The organism is Roseateles subflavus (assembly GCF_030285365.1).
In the GTDB taxonomy this organism is placed as follows: domain Bacteria; phylum Pseudomonadota; class Gammaproteobacteria; order Burkholderiales; family Burkholderiaceae_C; genus Roseateles_B; species Roseateles_B subflavus.
The window spans coordinates 15,444-32,966 of sequence record NZ_JASVDS010000003.1 but is presented as its reverse complement, the minus strand read 5'-3'; the positions used below and the strand labels follow the sequence as shown (position 1 = coordinate 32,966).

The following is a 17,523-nucleotide window of genomic DNA, read 5'->3' as shown; positions in this document are numbered from 1 at the left end:
ACCGCACTGGGGCGGCCCGGGCCGGATGAATGACAGGCGGCCCGCCACCGGGCGCGCCGCCGGGGTGTCTTACTTGACCGAGCCCTTGGGCAGGACCTGGACCACCGCCGAACGCTGGACCTTGACTTCCACGCCGCTGGCGACTTCCACGCTCAGGAAGTTGTCGTCCATCTTGGCCACCTTGCCCAGCAGGCCGCCGCTGGTCACGATCTCGTCGCCCTTGGCCAGGGCGTCGATCATGGCCTTGTGCTCCTTCTGACGCTTCATCTGCGGACGAATCATCACGAAATAGAGCACGACGAACATCAGCACCAGGGGCAGCATGCCCATGAGGCTGGATTCGGGACTCTGGGCCGCCGGAGCAGCGGTCTGGGCGAAAGCAGTAGAAATGAACACGGTCTGAACCCTCTTGGAATGGCCCGCGCGCACGGCAGTGCCAGCGCGGACGGATCGCGGATTGTATGCGTCAGGCCGGCCCCCGGAGCCTGGGGCCTGCCCCCGCCCGGGACGCCGGCCCGGGCGTCGGGCGCTCAGCGGACGCCGGTGCCTGGGATCTGGGGTTGACAGCCCCCTTTTCAACGAATATTCTGCAAATATATTGAAACAGGAGATCCTGATGACTTCCCGCCCCCTGCCCCAATGGCGCGGCATCTACCCCGCCGTGACCACCAAGTTCGATGCCGCCGAGAACCTCGACGTCCCGGCCATGGAGCGCCACTTCGAGTTCCTCATCGCCAATGGCGTCGACGGCCTGGTGACGGGTGGTTCGCTGGGCGAAGCCAGCACGCTGACGCTGGAAGAGAAGCTGCAGGTGGCCGAGATCGCCGTGAAGGTGTCGGCCGGCCGCGTGCCGGTGCTGGCCAATGTCTCCGAGACCAGCACCCGCGAGGCGCTGCGCTACGTGGAGGGCGCCAACAAGATCGGCGTGCAGGGCCTGATGCTCATGCCTTCGGTGATCTACGTGGCCGACGCCCGTGAGGCCATGGCCAATGTGCGCACCATCGCCAACGCCGCCCAGCTGCCCACCATGGTCTACAACAACCCGGTGGCCTACCGGGTCGACCTGACGCCCGAGAACTTCGTCGAGCTGGCCGACTGCAAATGGCTCGTCGCCATCAAGGAGTCGACGGACAACATCCGCCGCCTGACGGACCTTCGCAATGCCCTGGGCACGCGCTACCAGCTCTTCATCGGCGTGGACGACCTCAGCTTCGAGGGCCTGGCCCTGGGCTGCGACGGCCTGCTGGCCGGCCTGTGCACGGCCTTCCCGGCCGAGACCGTGGCGCTGTACCGCCTGATGCAGGCCAAGCGCTACGACGAGGCGCTGAAGCTGTACCAGTGGTTCACGCCGCTCCTGCACCTCGACGTCTCCACCAAGCTGGTGCAGAACATCAAGCTGACCGAGGCCATGGTGGGCGTCGGCACCGAGCACGTCCGCCGCCCCCGCATGCCGCTGGTGGGCGCCGAGCGCGAGCGCGTGCAGGCCATCATCCAGAAGGGTCTGGACACCCGCCCGGACCTGCGCCAGTTCTTCTGACGCCCGAGCCGGCCTCGGTGACTGTCGCCATTTCGCGTAATCCGGCATAGGCAGGCGCGCTTCTGCTGCGAAGATGCGGGCATGAACGCAACAACGTCCTCCCCCATCCCGCACGAGGCGGGCGACGAGGCCCTCGACAAGCGGCGCGTGGCCGACCAGGCCTACGACGCGATCGAGAACCTCATCGCCACGCTGGCCCTGAAGCCGGGCGCGCCCATCGTCGAAGCCGAGCTGATCGAGCGCATCGGCCTCGGGCGCACGCCCACGCGTGAAGCCCTGATGCGTCTGGTCGCCAACGGCCTGATCGTGCAGCTGCCGCGCCGCGGCCTGCTCGTCAGCGACATCCAGCTGGCCCAGCACCTGGACCTGCTGGAGGCCCGCCGTGCGCTGGAGCGCCTCATCGCCAGCACCAGCGCGCGCCGGGCGACGCCTCCGCAGCGCGAAGCCCTGCTCGCCTGCGCCGCCGAGATGACGGCCGCCGCCAAGGCCGGCAACCTCACTGCCTACCTCCAGGCCGACCAGGCCCTGGACCACGTCAACCACGCCGCCTGCCGCAACCAGGCTGCCGTCGCCGCGGTGATCCCCATGGTCATCCAGTGCCGGCGCTTCTGGACCGCCTACCAGCACCAGGGCGACATGAGCGAAGGCGCGCGCTGCCACCAGCTGCTTGCAGAAGCCATCGCCCAGGGGCAGAGCGAGGCGGCGGCGGCGGCGGCGGACCAACTGATGGATTACCTGCGGCAGTTCGCGCAGCAGGTGATCGCCTGAGAGCCCTGCTTCCCCCATGACGCCCATCACCCCCACCCGCATCATCGACTCCCACACCGGCGGCGAGCCCACGCGACTCGTCGTCAGCGGCGGCCCCGACCTCGGCGGCGGCCCCATGGCCGAGCGGCTGCAGCGCCTGCGCAGCGAGCACGACGCCTGGCGCCGAGCGCTGATGAACGAGCCGCGCGGATCGGACGTGCTGGTGGGCGCGCTGCTGTGCGAGCCCGTCGACCCGGCGTGCGCGGCGGGGGTGATCTTCTTCAACAACGTCGGCTACCTCGGCATGTGCGGGCACGGCAGCATCGGCCTCGTCGCCACGCTGGCCTACCTGGGCCGCCTCCAGCCGGGCGCTCACCGCATCGAGACGCCCGTCGGTGAGATCACGGCCACGCTCCATGAGGACGGCCGCGTGAGCATCGCCAACGTGCCGGCCTACCGCCTGGCGCACCAGGTTCCGGTCGACGTCGACGGCCGCCGGCTGCACGGCGACATCGCCTGGGGCGGCAACTGGTTCTTCCTGTGCGACGACCACGGGCAAGACCTGACCCCCGATCGCACCGTGGCCCTCACGGCCTTCTCGGAGCGGGTGCGCCAGGCCCTCGTGGCGCAGGGCATCACGGGAGCCGACGGGGCCGAGATCGACCACATCGAGCTGATCGGCCCGGCGGCGGATCCGGCCAACGACGGGCGCAACTTCGTGCTGTGCCCCGGCAGTGCCTATGACCGCTCGCCCTGCGGCACGGGCACCAGCGCGAAGCTCGCCTGCCTGGCCGCCGACGGCCAGCTGGCGCCGGGCGCCCGGTGGCTGCAGGAAAGCGTGATCGGCAGCGTCTTCGAAGGGCGCTTCCAGCCCGCGGGCGACGGCTCCGGCCGCATCCTGCCCACCATCACCGGCCGCGCCTACGTGAACCTCGACGCGCAACTGATCATCCAGCCCGGCGACCCGTTCGCCTGGGGCATCCCCCGCTGAGACCACCGCCATGCTGCAGGCCGATGTGCTGATCATCGGCGCCGGCATCGTCGGCGCCGCCTGCGCGCGCGAGTTCGCGCAGCGCGGGCTGTCGGTCGCGGTCGTCGAGCAGGCCGCCCCCGGCGGTGGTGCGACGGCGGCGTCCATGGGCCATCTGCTCGTCGTCGACGCCGAGGGCGCGAGCGACGAGCACGAGTACCGGCTCTCGCGCCGGTCCATGCAGAAGTGGGCCGAATGGCTGGCCGCCTCCCGGGACCATGGGCACACGGCCGAGTTCCAGCGCTGCGGCACGCTGTGGCTGGCAGCGGATGACGAGGAATGGCAGATCGCGCGGCGCAAGGCCGAGTGGCTGCAGTCCGAGGGGCTGGCCGCCGAGCTGCTGGATGCGGCCGCGCTGCGGCAGGCGGAGCCGCTGCTGCATCACCGCCTGGTGGGAGCGCTGCGCGTGCCCGCGGACGGTCGGGTCTACCCGCCCAAGGTCGTGCAGCAGTGGCTGGACGAGGCGCGCGCGCTGCTGATCCGCGGCGAGGTGCAGGCCCTGCATCCGGGCCGCGTGCGCCTGCGGGATGGCCGGGTCGTCAGCGCCGCCATGGTCGTGCTGTGCGGCGGGCTCGCCAGCCAGCGCTTCCTGCCCGAGGGCTGCCTCGTGCCCAAGAAAGGCCAGCTGGCCATCACCCAGGCCCGCGAGCAGACGCTGCGCCACCAGCTCGTCGAGCTGGGCTACCTCAAGAAGGCGCATCGGGTGGACGAGGACACCGTGTCCTTCAACGTCCAGCCGCGGCCGGCCGGGCAATGGCTGATCGGCTCCTCGCGGCAGATCGGCCGTGAGGACCGCGAGATCGACCTGCCCATGCTGCGTCGCATGCTGGCCTGTGCGGCCGACTACCTGCCCACGCTGCCGCAGCAGAGCCTGCTGCGCTGCTGGAGCGGCATCCGCCCGGCCAGCGGCGACGGCCAGCCGCTGATCGGTGCGCACCCCCGGCTGCGCAGCACCTGGGTCGCCTGCGGGCACGAGGGGCTGGGCATCACCACCTCCCTGGCCACGGCCGAACTGCTGGCGGACCTCAGCCTGGCCCAGCCCGCGGCGCTCGACGCCCGGCCCTACGATCCCGCTCGATTCCTGGCGGCACAGGACCGATGAAGACACTCACGCTCCACATCAACGGCAGCCCGCGCGCCGTGCCCGAAGGCATCACCGTGGCGGCGGCCCTGCGCCGCAGCGGCGTCGCGGTGTTCGGACTGACCGCCCACGGCGGCGCACGCGACGTGTTCTGCGGCATGGGCCAGTGCCAGGCCTGCCGGGTGCGCATCGACGGCCAGGACGAGTCACTCGCCTGCATGCGCCTGGTGGCCGACGGCATGCGGGTGGAGACCCTGGCATGAGCGCGCTGCACGCCTCCCATCTCGTGGTCGGCGGCGGGCCGGCGGGCCTCGCCGCGGTGCGGACCCTGCTGCAGGCCGATGCCGACGTGCTGTGGATCGACAACCAGGCGACGGCCGGCGGCCAGATCTGGCGCGGCGGCCCACAGGCGCAGGACGCCCATGCGCGCCGCGTGGCCGCCCGCCTCCCGCACTGGCTGGATCACCCTCGCCTGCGCTACCTGCCCGCGCACATGGCCGTCGGCGTCACGCCGGACGGCGGCATCCTGGCGCAGGCCCCGGCCGGCGGTCCGCTGCGGGCCCTGCACGGCGAGCACACGCTGCTGGCGCTCGGCGCCCGCGAGCTGCACGTGCCCGTGCCCGGCTGGGAGCTGCCCGGCGTGACTGGCGCGGGTGGCCTGCAGGCGCTGGTCAAGGGCGGGTGGCCCGTCACCGGCCAGCGCGTGATGCTGGCGGGCAGCGGGCCGCTGCTGCTGGCCACCGCGAAGACGCTGCAGGAGGCCGGTGCCCGGCTGCAGGGCATCGCCGAGCTGCATCGGTGGCAAGACCTGGCCCTTTTCGCCAGCCGGCTCGACGCCTCGCAATGGCGCCAGGCGCTGGCCCTGCGGTGGCAGTTGCGCGGCGTGCCCTACCGCACGGGTGTGCAGGTCCTCCGTGTACTCGGCCAGGACCGAGTCGAAGGCGTGCGGCTGGGAGACGGCGAACGCGAGTGGGACGAACCCTGCGAGGCGCTCGGCCTCGGCTTCGGGCTGATCCCCAACAGCGAACTGGCCGCCATGCGGGGCTGCGAGACGGGGCCGGATGGGCACATCCGCGTCGATGCGCAACTGCGCACCAGTGTCCCGGGCGTGCATGCCGCGGGCGAGTGCACCGGCATCGGCGGCATGCGCAAGGCCTGGATCGAAGGCGAGCTGGCGGCCCTCGCCATGCTCGGCTCCCCCGCGCCCAGCGCCCTGCGGCGCGCACACGGCCGGGCCCTGCGCTTTGCCGACCGGCTCGCGCGCCACTTCGGTCCGACGCCGGCGCAATGGGCGCGCTGCACGCCTGACGTGCGCGTGTGCCGCTGCGAGGGGATTCGCCTGCGCGAGCTGCAGGCCTGGCCCAGCTGGCGTGAGGCCAAGCTGCAGACCCGCTGCGGCATGGGCGCCTGCCAGGGGCGGATCTGCGGCCCGATCACCCAGCAGCTGCTGGGCTGGCCCGAGGCCCATCCGCAGCGTGGTGTGCGCTTCCCGCTGCAGCCGCTGCCCATCGGCAGCCTGCTGGACGCGGACTGAACGCGGCGGTGCGTGCCGCCGTGTTCAGCGCTTGGGACCCTCGATGCGCACGAGCTGGAAGTGGACCTTGCTGCCGCGCTGCTGCAGGCTCACCAGGCGGTAGGCCTCAGGCTTGCCGGCCTTGAAGAGCAGGCCGCCCTTCTCGGGCTTGTCGTCATCGCAGCTCAGGATCTTTTCGTCCTTCTTCGTGCCGCCGGTGTTCTGGCTGCAGTCCAGCACCGGGCCGTACTTGCCCAGGGCGTCCTTGTAGAAGCGGCTGACGGTCTCGAGGCTGTCGTCCGTCGCGAACTTGGTCACCACCAGCTTGAAGCCGAAGGTGCCGCCCCACAGGCCCATGGTCAGCGAGGCCGCATCGTCCTTCTTGTCGAACTGCGGCACGGCACCGGGATACGCCGGCAGGCCGACGTCCGCCGGTGTGGCCTGGGCCCTGAACTCCACGCCGGCGCTGAAACCGCTGGAGCTGGCGCCGCGGGCGGGCTTGTCACTCTGCGCCATCGCCGCAGGGGCCAGCAGCAGCGCAGCGGGCAACGCAAGGGCGGCCATCAGGCGGGACGAGAGAGGGCGCAAGGCGGGGAACGAGCAGCGGGCATTCATGGGGCATCTCCTGGAAGACGGTCATTGGTCCCCAGGATATCGAGGCCCGCCGGCCCTTCTCCAGTGCGGCGCGACAGGCTGCAGCCCGGTCGCCCCGAGCGGAACCTTGCGCAGATGAAAGGGCAGGCCGAGAACGCGCCGGCCCTCAGGCGGACTTGCGTGCAGCGCCCAGGTAGGTCTCGATCACGCGCGGGTCGCGCGCCAGCTCGGCCGCCGGCCCCTGCAGCGCGATCTCCCCCGTTTCCAGCACGTAGCCGTAATCCGCCACTTCCAGCGCGGCTCGGGCGTTCTGCTCGATCAACAGGATGCTCACGCCGGCCTCGCGCAGCTGCGCCACGATGCGGAAGATCTCCTTCACGATCAAGGGCGCGAGGCCGAGGCTCGGCTCGTCCAGCATGAGCAGCTTGGGCCGAGACATCAGCGCGCGGCCGACCGCGAGCATCTGGCGCTCGCCGCCGGACAGCGTGCCGGCCATCTGCTCGCGCCGCTCCTTGAGCCGGGGGAAGATCTGGTAGACCCGCTCCAGCTCGTCACGCCACTCGCGCTGCCCGAGCCGCATCGGCCGGAAGCCGCCCAGCAGGAGATTGTCGGCCACGCTCATGGTGGTGAAGAGCTCGCGTTTCTCCGGCACCAGGGCCATGCCCCGCATCACGCGCTCCTCGAGGCCGCAGCCCGTCAGGTCCTCGCCATCGAAAGTGACCTGGCCGCGCGAGGGCAGCACGCCCATCAGGGCATTGAGCGTCGTGCTCTTGCCCGCGCCGTTGGGGCCGATCACCGTCACGACCTGTCCCTGCGCCAGGTCCAGGTCCAGGCCACTGAGGACTTCGGCGCGGCCGTAGCCGGCATGCAGTCCGCGCACTTGCAGCAATTGCGTCATCGTCTCTCTCCTGCGCGGGTCAATGCTCGGTGCCGAGGTAGGCCGCCCGCACGATGGGGCTGTCCTGCACCTCCTGCGGCGTGCCCTCGATCAGCTTGGTGCCGAACTCCATCACGACGAGTCGGTCGGTGAGGCCCATCACGAACTCCATGTCGTGCTCGACCAGCAGAATGCTCAGGCCCTCGTCCTGGAGCTGCCTCAGCACCGCCGCCAGGGCCTGCTTCTCCTTGTGACGCAGGCCGGCGGCGGGCTCGTCCAGCAGCAGCAGCGAGGGGTCGCTGCACAGCGCCCGCGCAATCTCCATGAGGCGCTGCGGACCGAGGGCCAGATTGCCGGCGAGCTCGTGCATCTGCTCGGCCATGCCGATGCGGCGCAGCTGCGCCTCCGCCTCGGCAAAGAGCTGGCGCTCCTCGCTCGCGTTGAGACGCAGCATGCTCGCGACCATCCCCGCACGGCTGCGCAGGTGGCCGCCCAGGGCCACGTTCTCCAGCACCGTCATGTCCGCCACCATCTTCACGTGCTGGAAGGTGCGGGACATGCCGCGCTCCGCGATCTGGCGGGAACCAAGCCCGGCCACGGGCTGCCCGCGGAACTGCACGCGACCGCTGGTGGCCGAGAGCACGCCGCTGACCAGGTTGAAGGTGGTGGACTTGCCCGCCCCATTGGGTCCGATCAGGCCGATGATCTCGCCCGCGCGGATCTGGAAGCTCACATCGTTCACCGCGACGAGGCCGCCGAACTGCTTGCGGATGCGGTCGACGTCGAGCAGCAGCTCGCCACGCTGGGGCTTGTCGCGTGAAGGCAAGGCTGCGGCCCCTTCCCAGTCGCGCAGGCGGACGCGGGCGGGATGGCGGCGCTGCCACGCGGCCTGCACGAAGGGCCACAGCCCCTTGGGCGCGTACTTCAGCATCAGCACGAGGACCACGCCCAGCACGATGATCTCGAAGTTGCCGTTGCTGCCGAGCAGGCGGGGCAGCAGCTCCTTCAGCTGGTCCTCCAGCAACTTGACCACGCCCGCCCCGACGAAGGCGCCCGGCACCGTCGCGATGCCGCCGACCACGGCCATGAAGAGGTACTCGATGCCCATCTTCAGCGCGAAGGGGCTCGGGTTGACGGTGCGCTGGAAGTGGGCGAACAGCCAACCCGACATCGACGCCAGCAGGGCCGCGAGCACGAAGACGCCGAGCTTGTAGCGGAAGGTCGACACCCCCATGGCCTCGGCCATCGTGGTGCCGCCGTTGAGCGCGCGGATGGCGCGGCCCGGGCGCGAATCCAGCAGGTGCTTCACGCCCAGTGCGGCCAGCAGCGCACAGGCCCAGATGAGCGCGAACATCGCCCGGCCGCTGGCCAGGGGGAGGGAACCGAGCTGCAGCGCCGGCAGACCCAGCAGGCCGTCGTACTTGCCGAGGAACTCGGTGTTGGCGATGAGGTAGTTCAGGCTCAGCGCCCAGGCGATCGTGGCCAGCGGCAGGTAGTGGCCGGACATGCGCAGCGTCAGCAGGCCGAGGACCAGCGCCACCGCCCCCGTGATCGCCAGCCCCGCCAGCAGACCGAGCCACGGCGACAGGCCGAAGTGCGTGGACAGCAGAGCCGTCGTGTAGGCCCCGAGCCCCACGAAGGCGGCCTGGCCGAAGGACGTCAGGCCGCCCACCCCGGTGAGCAGCACCAGGCCGAGCGCCACCAGGGCGAACATGCCGATGTAGTTGAGCTGGGTGATCCAGAACTCCGGCACCGGCAGGGCCGGCAGCAGGAAGAACAGCAGCAGCGCGAGGGCGGGCAGGACTTTGCTTTGCGACATGGGGACCTCCTGCTCAATGCTCTTCGCCATGCGGGTCGCGCAGGGAGCGCCACAGCAGCACGGGCAGGATGAAGGTGAAGACGATGACTTCCTTGTAGGCGCTGGCCCAGAAGGAGCTGAAGGACTCCAGCAGGCCGACCAGGACCGCGCCCAGCGCCGCCCCCGGGTAGCTGGCCAGGCCGGCGAACACGGCGGCCACGAAGCCCTTGAGGCCGATCAGAAAGCCGCTGTCATAGAAGATGGTCGTCGTCGGGCTGATGAGCAGGCCCGACAGGGCGCCGATGAACGCCGCCAGCGTGAAGGCCTGCTGGCCGGCCGCGGTGCTGGAAATGCCCATCAGCCGCGCGCCCAGCCGGTTGACGGCCGTGGCACGCAGGGCCTTGCCGCGCAGGCTGTGCTCGAAGAAGAGCCACAGGGCGGCGATCAGCGCGCCGGCCGCGGCCACGATGATCACGGTCTGCCCCGAGAGACTCAGCGGCCCGGCAGAGAAGCTCGCGTCCCAGAAGGCCGGGTTGCGCGAGCCCTCGGCGCCGAAGAACACCAGCCCGAGGCCCGTCAAGGCGAAGTGCACGCCGACCGAGACGATCAGCAGCACCAGCACCGACGCGTCCGCCAGCGATTGGTAGGCCAGGCGGTACACCTGCGCGCCCATGGGCGTGACGATGGCCAGGCTCAGCGCTGCCTGCAAGGGCAGCGGCCACTGGCGCGGGGCCGCCCAGAGGGCCAACACGCCGATGAGCAAGCCCGGCAGCGCCTGCCGCGCCACCCGCATCAGCCCCCGCAGGCCTTGCCTGCCCTGCCAGGCCTGCCATCCATCCAGCAGGGCCACCAGGGCGGTCATGAGCAGCAGGAAGTGCACGGTCGCCGGCGTCTGCCCCTGCTGCATCGCGGCCAGCGTCAGCGCCCCGAAGGCCACGAACTCGCCCTGGGGGATGAAGATCACCCGCGTCACCGCAAAGACCAGCACCGTGGCCAGGGCCAGCAGCGCATAGATGGCGCCGTTGGTGAACCCGTCCAGCGCGAGAATGCTTGCTATTGTGAAATCCATGGACACCGCCTCTAGTTGCGGCCCACTCTAAACAAAGCGCCTGACACGACGCTTCGTGCCAACGCGCATTGACAAGGCTCAAGAAATAGTCCGACCGGTCGGTCGATGAATTTGCGGGCCTTTTGAGGCCTCACCGGCCCCGACATTGACGCCCCACCGACAGTCTGGTCCCGTCGGATGCGCGACGCGCGCCCAATGCCCGAGCGGCTTGGTCGGGGAATGGTGCCGGGCGCCGGCCCCTACACTGGCGATGCCACCGATTTCCTGCGCCGCCATGCCCCACCTCGCCCCCCGTCTGCACATCGACCAGCACCTGGCCTGCATCACGCTGCGGCGGCCGAAGGTGGCCAACCGCCTGGAGATCCAGGACCTGCAGACGCTGGAGCAGCACCTCGCAGTGGTCAACCAGACGGCGGATGTCCGCGTGCTGCTGCTGCAGAGCGAGGGCCGGCATTTCTGCAGCGGATTCAACATCGGCGCCGTGCCGGGCGTTGATGCGGGCGCGCTGTTCGAGCGGCTGACGGATGCCTGGGAGAACGCACGTCCGATCACGATCGCGGCCATCCAGGGCGGCGTCTACGGCGGCGCCACCGATCTCGCGCTGGCCTGCGACTTCCGCCTGGGCACCCGCGCCTGCGAGATGTTCGTGCCGGCCGCCCGGCTCGGCCTGCACTTCTACCGTGGCGGCATGACGCGCTATGTGAACCGCCTGGGCCTGGGCATGGCCAAGCGCATCCTGCTCGCCTGCGAGACGCTCGATGCCGACGCCATGCTCGCCTGCGGCTTCCTGGACCGGCTGTACGAGGACGGGGCGCTCCTGCAGGCCGAGGCGCAAGCCCTCGCGCAGTCCCTGTGCGAGCTGGCCCCGCTGGCGCTGGACGGCATGAAGCGGCACCTCAATGCCATCGCCCGCCATGAGCTCGATCCAGCACAGCTTGCACGCGACATCGCCCGTGCCGGCGCCTCGCGGGACCTGGCCGAGGGCGTGCAAGCCTGGCAGGAGCGACGGACGCCGCGCTTCACCGGCTGCTGAGGCCAGGGGCGACGCCCGTGCCCGGTCGGGGCGGCCGCCCCATGAGCGGGGGACTGCGGCGAAATTCTCACCCCCGGTCTGCGCCGAACAGCGCCTGATGATGGAAAATAGAGGGTGTAGAAAGGCCGGTTTCTCGGGCAGAGGAAGCTCGGAAAGACCGGATCCTCGTCGTTTTACTCATATATCAGTCAGGACCAGCGTGGCCAAGGACAGTACCAAGACGACCATCGACGCCGATGGTCTGCGCTACCGATCAAAAGCTCCCGGCTCGCCTTTCGCGGCCACCTCTTCGTTTGGCGCGGCCACGATGTCGTGCTTTCTTTGCGGCAAGCACCGCCCTCGGGCCATGCTGAAGTCCAAGAAGCTGCTGGGCAAGTCCCAGCCGGTGTGCGCGCCCTCCTGCAAGGAACTCGAAGAGCAACTCAACACCAAGGGCTGAGCGCGCCCCCGCGACGGGGCCGGGCATCGCCCTCCCCGTTCGCACCGTCCAGACGGCCCGTGGCTTTGCCCGGGCCGTTTTTCCATGGAGCGACGCCCCGCGGACTCAGGCCGCCTGCCGGAAGCAGCGCCCGCAGACCGCGCGGTAGCGTGCGTTTCCACCAATTTCCACCTGCGCCCCCTCGGTGACCTTGCGGTTGCTTTCGTCCACCCGCATGTTCATGGTTGCCTTGCGCCCGCAGTCGCAGATGGTCTTCATCTCGTCCATCTCGTCCGCCAGGGCCAGCAGCGTCGCGGAACCGGGAAAGAGTTCCCCCCTGAAATCCGTCCGCAAGCCATAGCAGATGGCCGGCAGGTTGCGCAGGTGCGCAATCTCATGCAGCGCATGGACCTGCGACTTGCTCAGGAACTGCGCCTCGTCCACCAGGAGACAGGCGATGCCGGGATCCGCCTGGGTGAGGGCCAGGAAGTCCGTCTGTGGCGTGAACACTTCCGCCGCCCGCTGGGGCCCCAGGCGCGAGGTGACGTAGCCGCGGCCATAGCGGTCGTCCAGCTGCGCCGTGAAGATGCGCACGCGATGGCCACGCTCCTCGTAGTTGTGCGCGACCTGCAGCAGGGCGGTGGACTTGCCGGCGTTCATCGCCGCATAGCGGAAAAACAGTTTGGCCATGGCGGGGGCAGGCAATTCAAAAACGCGGATTGTGCGCCAAGCGCGCCGACCTGCGCCTGAGGCCAGACCCGGCGGCGGGATCAGCCCGCCTTGGCCCGCCCGCTGGCCCGCGCCTCGCGGAAGAGCTCGCGCGCCTGCACGTCGCGTTCGAAGCGTCGGGCGATGTTTCCGCACACGAGGTCGCACAGCGCGTAGACCGACGCGTCAGCCATGCGGTAGTAGACGCTGTTGCCGCGGCCCTCCCGTTCCACCAGCCCCTGCTTGGCCAGCTGGGACAAGTGGCGAGACACGTTGGCAGGCGTGGAGCCGCACAGCGCCGCCAGGTCCCCCACATTGCGTTCGCCGTCGCGAAGGGCATTCAGCAATCTGAGGCGTGTGGGCTCGGCCAGCACCTGGAAATAGGCAGCAATCTGCTGAAGCGCTTCGGGCGGCAGGTCTTGCATGGAGGGGATGACAGGGGAAGGACGTTCAAGCGCCCATGATGCACCAAAAGCCCGCGCCGGGTTCGCGATGCGCCCGCCGGGGCCGGGGCCCCGTCACCCGACTCCCTTGCTCGCGGGATGTCGGCAGTCAGGCCGTGACGCGGTTTGTGACAAGAGCGTGGGTTTGCGAGGTAGCGGCCGACCGCGGCATGTGCCTAAATTGGGTTCAGAGGGATTTCGACATTCTCGGTTCGCCCTTCACCCTCGCTGTACATGGCAAGAGGTGGGCCAGGACAAGGACAAGAATGAGCAAAGATACATACACGGCCGTCAGCGAAGACGGCCTGCGCTACGAGTCCAAGCTCGGCGGTTCGCCGTTTCTTGGCAGTGGGCACACCCGTTCCTGCTTCAAGTGCGGCAAGCACCGTCCGCCCAGCGCCCTGCAGTCCAAGCGCGTCCTCGGTCGCAACGAAGTGGTCTGCAAACCGAGTTGCGCGAGTGACACAAAGACCGGCGTGAAGTCATCCATCTGAGGCCATGACGCGGCGCGCCGGCAGGGCGCGTACGTCGATACCCGCTTGGGCACCGGCCACATCCGGCACGGCGAAATCACGACAAAGGGGCAGCAGCCTTGACCGGCTGGCAGCCCCTTTTCTGCATTCCAGGCCTGGATCGCGCGCGAACTCGCGCCGACCGCCGCCCGGATGTCAACCTTCCTGGGCGTCCTGCACCGCGGCGGGCGCGGTTGTCGGTTCGGCCGTCACTGCGGTGGCCGCTGCAGGGACCGCAGCATCGCCACCAGCCGCGGGCGGGCGCACCTTGGGGGAGGCGCCCTTCGCGGGGCCGCCACGGCCGTGGCGGCGCTCGTCCGGACGTCCCTGACGCGGGCCGCGGCGATCGGCACCCGGTGCACCACGTCGATCTCCAGCGCCGGGGCGACCGCCCTCCTGGGCGCGGGGACGGGCGGCACGGGCTTTCGCCTCTTCCCGGGCCAGGGCCAGCAGGCCGTCCAGCTGGTCTTCCGCCAGCCCCTTGAGTGCGCAGAAGTTGGCGCGCGTCAGCGTCGTGGTCTCGAAGGCACGCAGCAGCTCGAAGCGCTGACGCTGCGCGACCTCTTCCTGCGCCTGCCGCTCCTGGTGCTTGGCGCGTCGGCGGGTCAGCTCGTCACGGGCCACCTGCTTGTGCTCGGCCGTGATCTCGCCGGCTTCCTGTCCATCCAGGTCAAAACGGTGCGTCGACTTGATCACCGCGTTCAGATAGGCCGTGCTGCCGGTGTGGCGACGCAGGAACGCAGACAACTGCTGCTTGCTGAACTGGCCGGGCGCGCGCTCCTGGATATCCGCCTGAATGCGCAGCTTCACCGGCTTGGGCGCCCCCGTGAACAAGGCAGGGAACAGGGCCTTGAGCTGCTCGGCACAGGCTGCTTGCTGCGCTTGCTGGTCAGCGCCCGGCTGAGTAGTCGATTCAGACATGGATTGGATTCGAAGGTGCAAAACTCGGATTGTGCCAACTCTCGGCCCGCATGCCGCATGGCACATGGTTGGTGGGGCCACCTGCGCGACGTCACAAGTACCAACCCGCCCCGCTTGCGCTCGCCGCCGGACACAGGCAGGGCCCACGGAGAGGATCGCGGCCCAGCGGGCGAACGGCGTGCCCATCAAGACAAAAGGCCCATGAGCATGGAGACTCACGGGCCTTGATTGGTTGCGGGGGCAGGATTTGAACCTACGACCTTTGGGTTATGAGCCCAACGAGCTACCAGACTGCTCCACCCCGCGACTGAACTGTCGCCAGCATCAGGGCCTGGGCCCTTCGGATGCCGCCCCGGTTGTGAACCGAGGAAAAAACAAGCCGCCTGACATCAGGAAATCACTGCAGATCACCTGGATGGCCAGCGGCTGGCTTCGAGTCAAACGCGGCTGCATGCCAGCGCCTTCCTCAAGAATTCTGGTTGCGGGGGCAGGATTTGAACCTACGACCTTTGGGTTATGAGCCCAACGAGCTACCAGACTGCTCCACCCCGCGACTGAAGCTAAAAGTATAGCACGAATTTGAAGAGCCGATCAAATGCCGGCAGCCTCCAGCGACCGGATGAAGGTAGCGGCGTCCTGGAAGCCGATGACCCGGCGGTCCTGCAGCTCTGCACCGCTCGCATCGAAGAAGATCGTGCCCGGCGGACCGAAGAGCTTGAATCGCTTGAGCAGCTCGCGATCTTCCGGCGAATTGGCCGTGACATCCGCCTTGAGCAGCAGGGCCTTGGACAGACGCTGCTGCACCTTCGCGTCCGTGAAGGTGAAGCGTTCCATCTCCTTGCAGGACTTGCACCAGTCCGCGTAGAAGTCCAGCATGACCGGGCGCCCGGCCGACTTCAGCGCGGCGTCGAGCTCCTCGACACTGTGGATCTTCCGGAACTCCAGCCCCTGCGTGACCCCAGCGGGCGTGGCCGCTTGGGCCGAAGACACACCGAAGACGCCGCGCAGCGGCTTGAGCGGATCCGTCCCACCGGCGGCGGCGCCGACCCACTGCAGGAGACCGAAGACCAGCGCGGCAAGTGCCGCCGTCTTGCCCAGCCAGGCGCGCGGGCCCGCATGCGGATGCCAGCCCTTGAACAGCCCCAGCGCCAGGGCCGCCGCCACGGCCAGCGCGCCGATCAGAATCTGCGTGACGGCATCTGACAGCAGCGGCTGCACCGTCCAAATCGCCACCGCCAGCAGCAACATCCCGAAGAAGTGCTTCACGCCATCCATCCAGGCGCCGGCACGGGGCAGCAGCGATCCTGCCGACAGTCCCAGCAGCAGCAGCGGCACGCTCATGCCATTGGCCATGGCATACAGCGCCGAGCCGCCCAGCACGACGTCGTGCGTCTTGCTGAGGTACAGCAGCGCGCTCGCCAGCACACCCGTGACGCAAGGGCTGACCAGCAGCGCAGACAGTGCGCCCATCACGAACACGGCCACCAGGCGCCCCCCCTGCAGGCGCTGCGAGGCATCGTTCAGGCGATTGGCGAATCGGCTGGGCAGCTGGAGCTCGTAGGCCCCGAACATGGACAGCGCGAACACCGCCAGCGCGACGCCGAACGTCCCCAGAACCCAAGGCGACTGGAAGTAGGCCGCCAGCCCCTCGCCCGCCAGCCCCGCCGCCACGCCCAGCGCCGTGTACACCAGGGCCATCCCCTGAGAGTAGGCGAGCGCAAGCGCAAAGCCGCGACCGCGCGACACCTGCTGACCGCCCCCCACGATGATCGATGCCAGGATGGGCACCATCGGCAGCACGCAGGGCGTCAGCGACAGCCCGACGCCACCCAGGAAGAACAGCGCGACGACCCACCAGAAGCGCCCGGACTGCAGCGCCCCCTCGAGCCCGCCGGGCTCATTGGACGACGCCGCGCGCACACCGGCGCTGGCATCGCTGCCGGCCGGCGCCCCCTCGGTGGCAGGCGCCATCGCCTCGCCATCCCCGAAGCTGCCGAGCCCTTCGCCCGGCGGCAACAGGCGCACCTGCCCGGCACCCCCAAAGCCCTTCAATTGCACCTGCAGAGGGCGCGTCATGGGCGGATAGCACAGCCCCTTGTCCGCGCAACCCTGACCCGTGGCCTTGAGCTCGAAGCTGGCAGGGGCCTGGGTCACGTCCAGACGAATCGTGAGCCCGTCGCGGTAGATCTCGACCTCCTTCTGGAAGGTCTCGTCGAACTTCTTCTTGCCGTCCGGAATGGCGGGCTTGAGTTGCACGCCGTCGGCTGCGAACTGGAACTGCTCCCGGTACATGTAGTAGCCGGGCGCGATGGTGACGCGCAGCTCGAGGCTCTTGTCGCCCTGAACGCGGGCGGCCAGCTTGAAGGCCTGCTCGGGCTCCAGGAAGTCGTCCGCCTGCGCCGCTGCGGGCGCCCATGCACCGACCACCAACAGGAGGGGTGCGAGCACCCGCACCAGCCAGGGCGATACCGCTTGCTTGATCATGTTCATGCTGAGTTCTCTTCGTGCCAGGCCGCCGGCACAGAGCGCCCGGCGTTGGCTCTTGCCGGGCGCCACGGTGCGGCCGCGGCGAAGCGCGCAGCTTAGCGGCTGCCAAGGCCAGCCGCCACCCGGCATGCGATAAGCCACGGAATCACAGGGCCTGCCAGCCAATCGCACGGGTTCGCGGACGTAAAAAAAGGCCGGCGGATGCCGACCTTCTTCAAGTCACCTGCGGCCGCGAGGGCCGCGGTGCTGGCTTATTCAGCCTTCGGAGCCTCAGCCGACTCTTCGGCGCGGTCCACCAGCTCGACATAGGCCATCGGAGCGTTGTCGCCCACGCGGAAGCCCATCTTCAGGATGCGGGTGTAGCCGCCCGGACGGGTGGCGAAACGGGGGCCCAGCTCGTTGAACAGCTTGCTGACGATGTCGCGGTCACGCAGACGGTCGAAAGCCAGACGACGATTGGCGAGCGTCGGCTCCTTGGCCAGGGTGATCAGGGGCTCGACGACGCGACGCAGTTCCTTGGCCTTGGGGACCGTGGTCTTGATGGCTTCGTGCTGCAGCAGCGAGACGCACATGTTGCGCAGCATCGCCTTGCGATGTTCGCTGGTGCGGTTGAGCTTGCGGAGGCCGTTACGATGACGCATGGTGCTTTCCTTTCCTACGATGTAATACCAGCAGCCGTATCAGGTACTGCCGGAGCACCGAGCGGGGTTTGTCAACACCCCGCCCCTTTCAAAATACTCTCTGTCCCATAGTCC

At 69.3% G+C, this 17,523-nt stretch carries 19 protein-coding genes and 2 tRNA genes; 9 read left to right on the top strand and 12 right to left on the bottom strand.

What is annotated here, in order from left to right; genetic code table 11:
- Positions 1 to 69: 69 nt before the first annotated feature.
- On the bottom strand, positions 70 to 396 hold the full coding sequence (gene yajC / locus QRD43_RS11155) for a preprotein translocase subunit YajC (protein ID WP_285982563.1): 327 nt from the start codon (positions 394 to 396) through the stop codon (positions 70 to 72).
- 220 nt (positions 397 to 616) lie between these two features.
- Between yajC and QRD43_RS11150 the strand changes: the two genes are divergently transcribed.
- From QRD43_RS11150 to QRD43_RS11125, 6 genes are all read left to right on the top strand, one after another.
- Entirely contained in the window at positions 617 to 1,537 is a 921-nt protein-coding gene (locus QRD43_RS11150) for a dihydrodipicolinate synthase family protein (protein ID WP_285982562.1), read from the top strand.
- An 81-nt stretch (positions 1,538 to 1,618) separates the two neighbouring features.
- A complete protein-coding gene (locus tag QRD43_RS11145) occupies positions 1,619 to 2,305 on the top strand; it encodes a GntR family transcriptional regulator (protein ID WP_285982561.1) in 687 nt (228 codons plus the stop codon).
- 16 nt (positions 2,306 to 2,321) lie between these two features.
- The gene (locus QRD43_RS11140) at positions 2,322 to 3,275 is read left to right on the top strand and encodes a 4-hydroxyproline epimerase (RefSeq protein ID WP_285982560.1); all 954 of its coding nucleotides are present in this window, start codon (positions 2,322 to 2,324) and stop codon (positions 3,273 to 3,275) included.
- 10 nt (positions 3,276 to 3,285) lie between these two features.
- Positions 3,286 to 4,416: an NAD(P)/FAD-dependent oxidoreductase gene (locus QRD43_RS11135; RefSeq protein WP_285982559.1), complete on the top strand. Its 1,131-nt coding sequence runs from the start codon at positions 3,286 to 3,288 to the stop codon at positions 4,414 to 4,416.
- Positions 4,413 to 4,658 (top strand): (2Fe-2S)-binding protein, encoded by a 246-nt coding sequence (locus QRD43_RS11130; protein WP_285982558.1) that lies wholly within the window; start codon positions 4,413 to 4,415, stop codon positions 4,656 to 4,658. The genes QRD43_RS11135 and QRD43_RS11130 overlap by 4 nt, the downstream gene beginning before the upstream one ends.
- Positions 4,655 to 5,929 (top strand): FAD-dependent oxidoreductase, encoded by a 1,275-nt coding sequence (locus QRD43_RS11125; protein ID WP_285982557.1) that lies wholly within the window; start codon positions 4,655 to 4,657, stop codon positions 5,927 to 5,929. Before QRD43_RS11130 ends, QRD43_RS11125 begins: the two co-directional genes overlap by 4 nt.
- A 24-nt stretch (positions 5,930 to 5,953) precedes the next feature.
- On the opposite strand, the gene QRD43_RS11120 is transcribed toward QRD43_RS11125, so the two are convergent.
- The 4 genes from QRD43_RS11120 to QRD43_RS11105 form a co-directional block, all read right to left on the bottom strand.
- On the bottom strand, positions 5,954 to 6,523 hold the full coding sequence (locus QRD43_RS11120) for a hypothetical protein (protein WP_285982556.1): 570 nt from the start codon (positions 6,521 to 6,523) through the stop codon (positions 5,954 to 5,956).
- Positions 6,524 to 6,668: 145 nt separating this feature from the next.
- Positions 6,669 to 7,400: an ABC transporter ATP-binding protein gene (locus tag QRD43_RS11115; RefSeq protein ID WP_285982555.1), complete on the bottom strand. Its 732-nt coding sequence runs from the start codon at positions 7,398 to 7,400 to the stop codon at positions 6,669 to 6,671.
- 19 nt (positions 7,401 to 7,419) lie between these two features.
- On the bottom strand, positions 7,420 to 9,198 hold the full coding sequence (locus tag QRD43_RS11110) for a branched-chain amino acid ABC transporter ATP-binding protein/permease (RefSeq protein ID WP_285982554.1): 1,779 nt from the start codon (positions 9,196 to 9,198) through the stop codon (positions 7,420 to 7,422).
- 13 nt (positions 9,199 to 9,211) lie between these two features.
- Complete coding sequence (locus QRD43_RS11105) at positions 9,212 to 10,246, bottom strand: branched-chain amino acid ABC transporter permease (protein WP_285982553.1); 1,035 nt, start codon at positions 10,244 to 10,246, stop codon at positions 9,212 to 9,214.
- Positions 10,247 to 10,520: 274 nt separating this feature from the next.
- Here QRD43_RS11105 and QRD43_RS11100 point away from each other — a divergent pair, with 274 nt between their 5' ends.
- Together QRD43_RS11100 and QRD43_RS11095 are read left to right on the top strand one after the other, a co-directional pair.
- Positions 10,521 to 11,279 (top strand): enoyl-CoA hydratase/isomerase family protein, encoded by a 759-nt coding sequence (locus QRD43_RS11100; protein ID WP_285982552.1) that lies wholly within the window; start codon positions 10,521 to 10,523, stop codon positions 11,277 to 11,279.
- Between the two features lie 199 nt (positions 11,280 to 11,478).
- Positions 11,479 to 11,718, top strand: a complete 240-nt coding sequence (locus tag QRD43_RS11095; protein ID WP_285982551.1) for a hypothetical protein — start codon at positions 11,479 to 11,481, stop codon at positions 11,716 to 11,718.
- 105 nt (positions 11,719 to 11,823) lie between these two features.
- Here QRD43_RS11095 and QRD43_RS11090 read toward each other — a convergent pair whose 3' ends face one another.
- The gene (locus QRD43_RS11090; protein WP_285982550.1) at positions 11,824 to 12,387 is read right to left on the bottom strand and encodes a thymidine kinase; all 564 of its coding nucleotides are present in this window, start codon (positions 12,385 to 12,387) and stop codon (positions 11,824 to 11,826) included.
- An 80-nt stretch (positions 12,388 to 12,467) separates the two neighbouring features.
- On the bottom strand, positions 12,468 to 12,830 hold the full coding sequence (locus QRD43_RS11085; RefSeq protein WP_285982549.1) for an ArsR/SmtB family transcription factor: 363 nt from the start codon (positions 12,828 to 12,830) through the stop codon (positions 12,468 to 12,470).
- A gap of 284 nt (positions 12,831 to 13,114) precedes the next feature.
- Between QRD43_RS11085 and QRD43_RS11080 the strand changes: the two genes are divergently transcribed.
- A complete protein-coding gene (locus QRD43_RS11080) occupies positions 13,115 to 13,342 on the top strand; it encodes a hypothetical protein (protein WP_285982548.1) in 228 nt (75 codons plus the stop codon).
- Between the two features lie 174 nt (positions 13,343 to 13,516).
- On the opposite strand, the gene QRD43_RS11075 is transcribed toward QRD43_RS11080, so the two are convergent.
- The 5 genes from QRD43_RS11075 to rplQ all read right to left on the bottom strand — a co-directional run bounded on the left by QRD43_RS11075 (position 13,517) and on the right by rplQ (position 17,409).
- Positions 13,517 to 14,281 carry a ProQ/FINO family protein gene (locus QRD43_RS11075; RefSeq protein WP_285982547.1) on the bottom strand — a complete coding sequence of 255 codons (765 nt, stop codon included), beginning with the start codon at positions 14,279 to 14,281 and terminating at the stop codon, positions 13,517 to 13,519.
- 229 nt (positions 14,282 to 14,510) lie between these two features.
- A tRNA-Met gene (locus QRD43_RS11070) sits at positions 14,511 to 14,587 on the bottom strand.
- Between the two features lie 170 nt (positions 14,588 to 14,757).
- Positions 14,758 to 14,834: transfer RNA gene (locus QRD43_RS11065), tRNA-Met, on the bottom strand.
- Between the two features lie 38 nt (positions 14,835 to 14,872).
- On the bottom strand, positions 14,873 to 16,771 hold the full coding sequence (gene dsbD, locus QRD43_RS11060; protein WP_285982546.1) for a protein-disulfide reductase DsbD: 1,899 nt from the start codon (positions 16,769 to 16,771) through the stop codon (positions 14,873 to 14,875).
- 248 nt (positions 16,772 to 17,019) lie between these two features.
- The gene (gene rplQ / locus QRD43_RS11055; protein WP_285982545.1) at positions 17,020 to 17,409 is read right to left on the bottom strand and encodes a 50S ribosomal protein L17; all 390 of its coding nucleotides are present in this window, start codon (positions 17,407 to 17,409) and stop codon (positions 17,020 to 17,022) included.
- Positions 17,410 to 17,523: the final 114 nt, after the last annotated feature.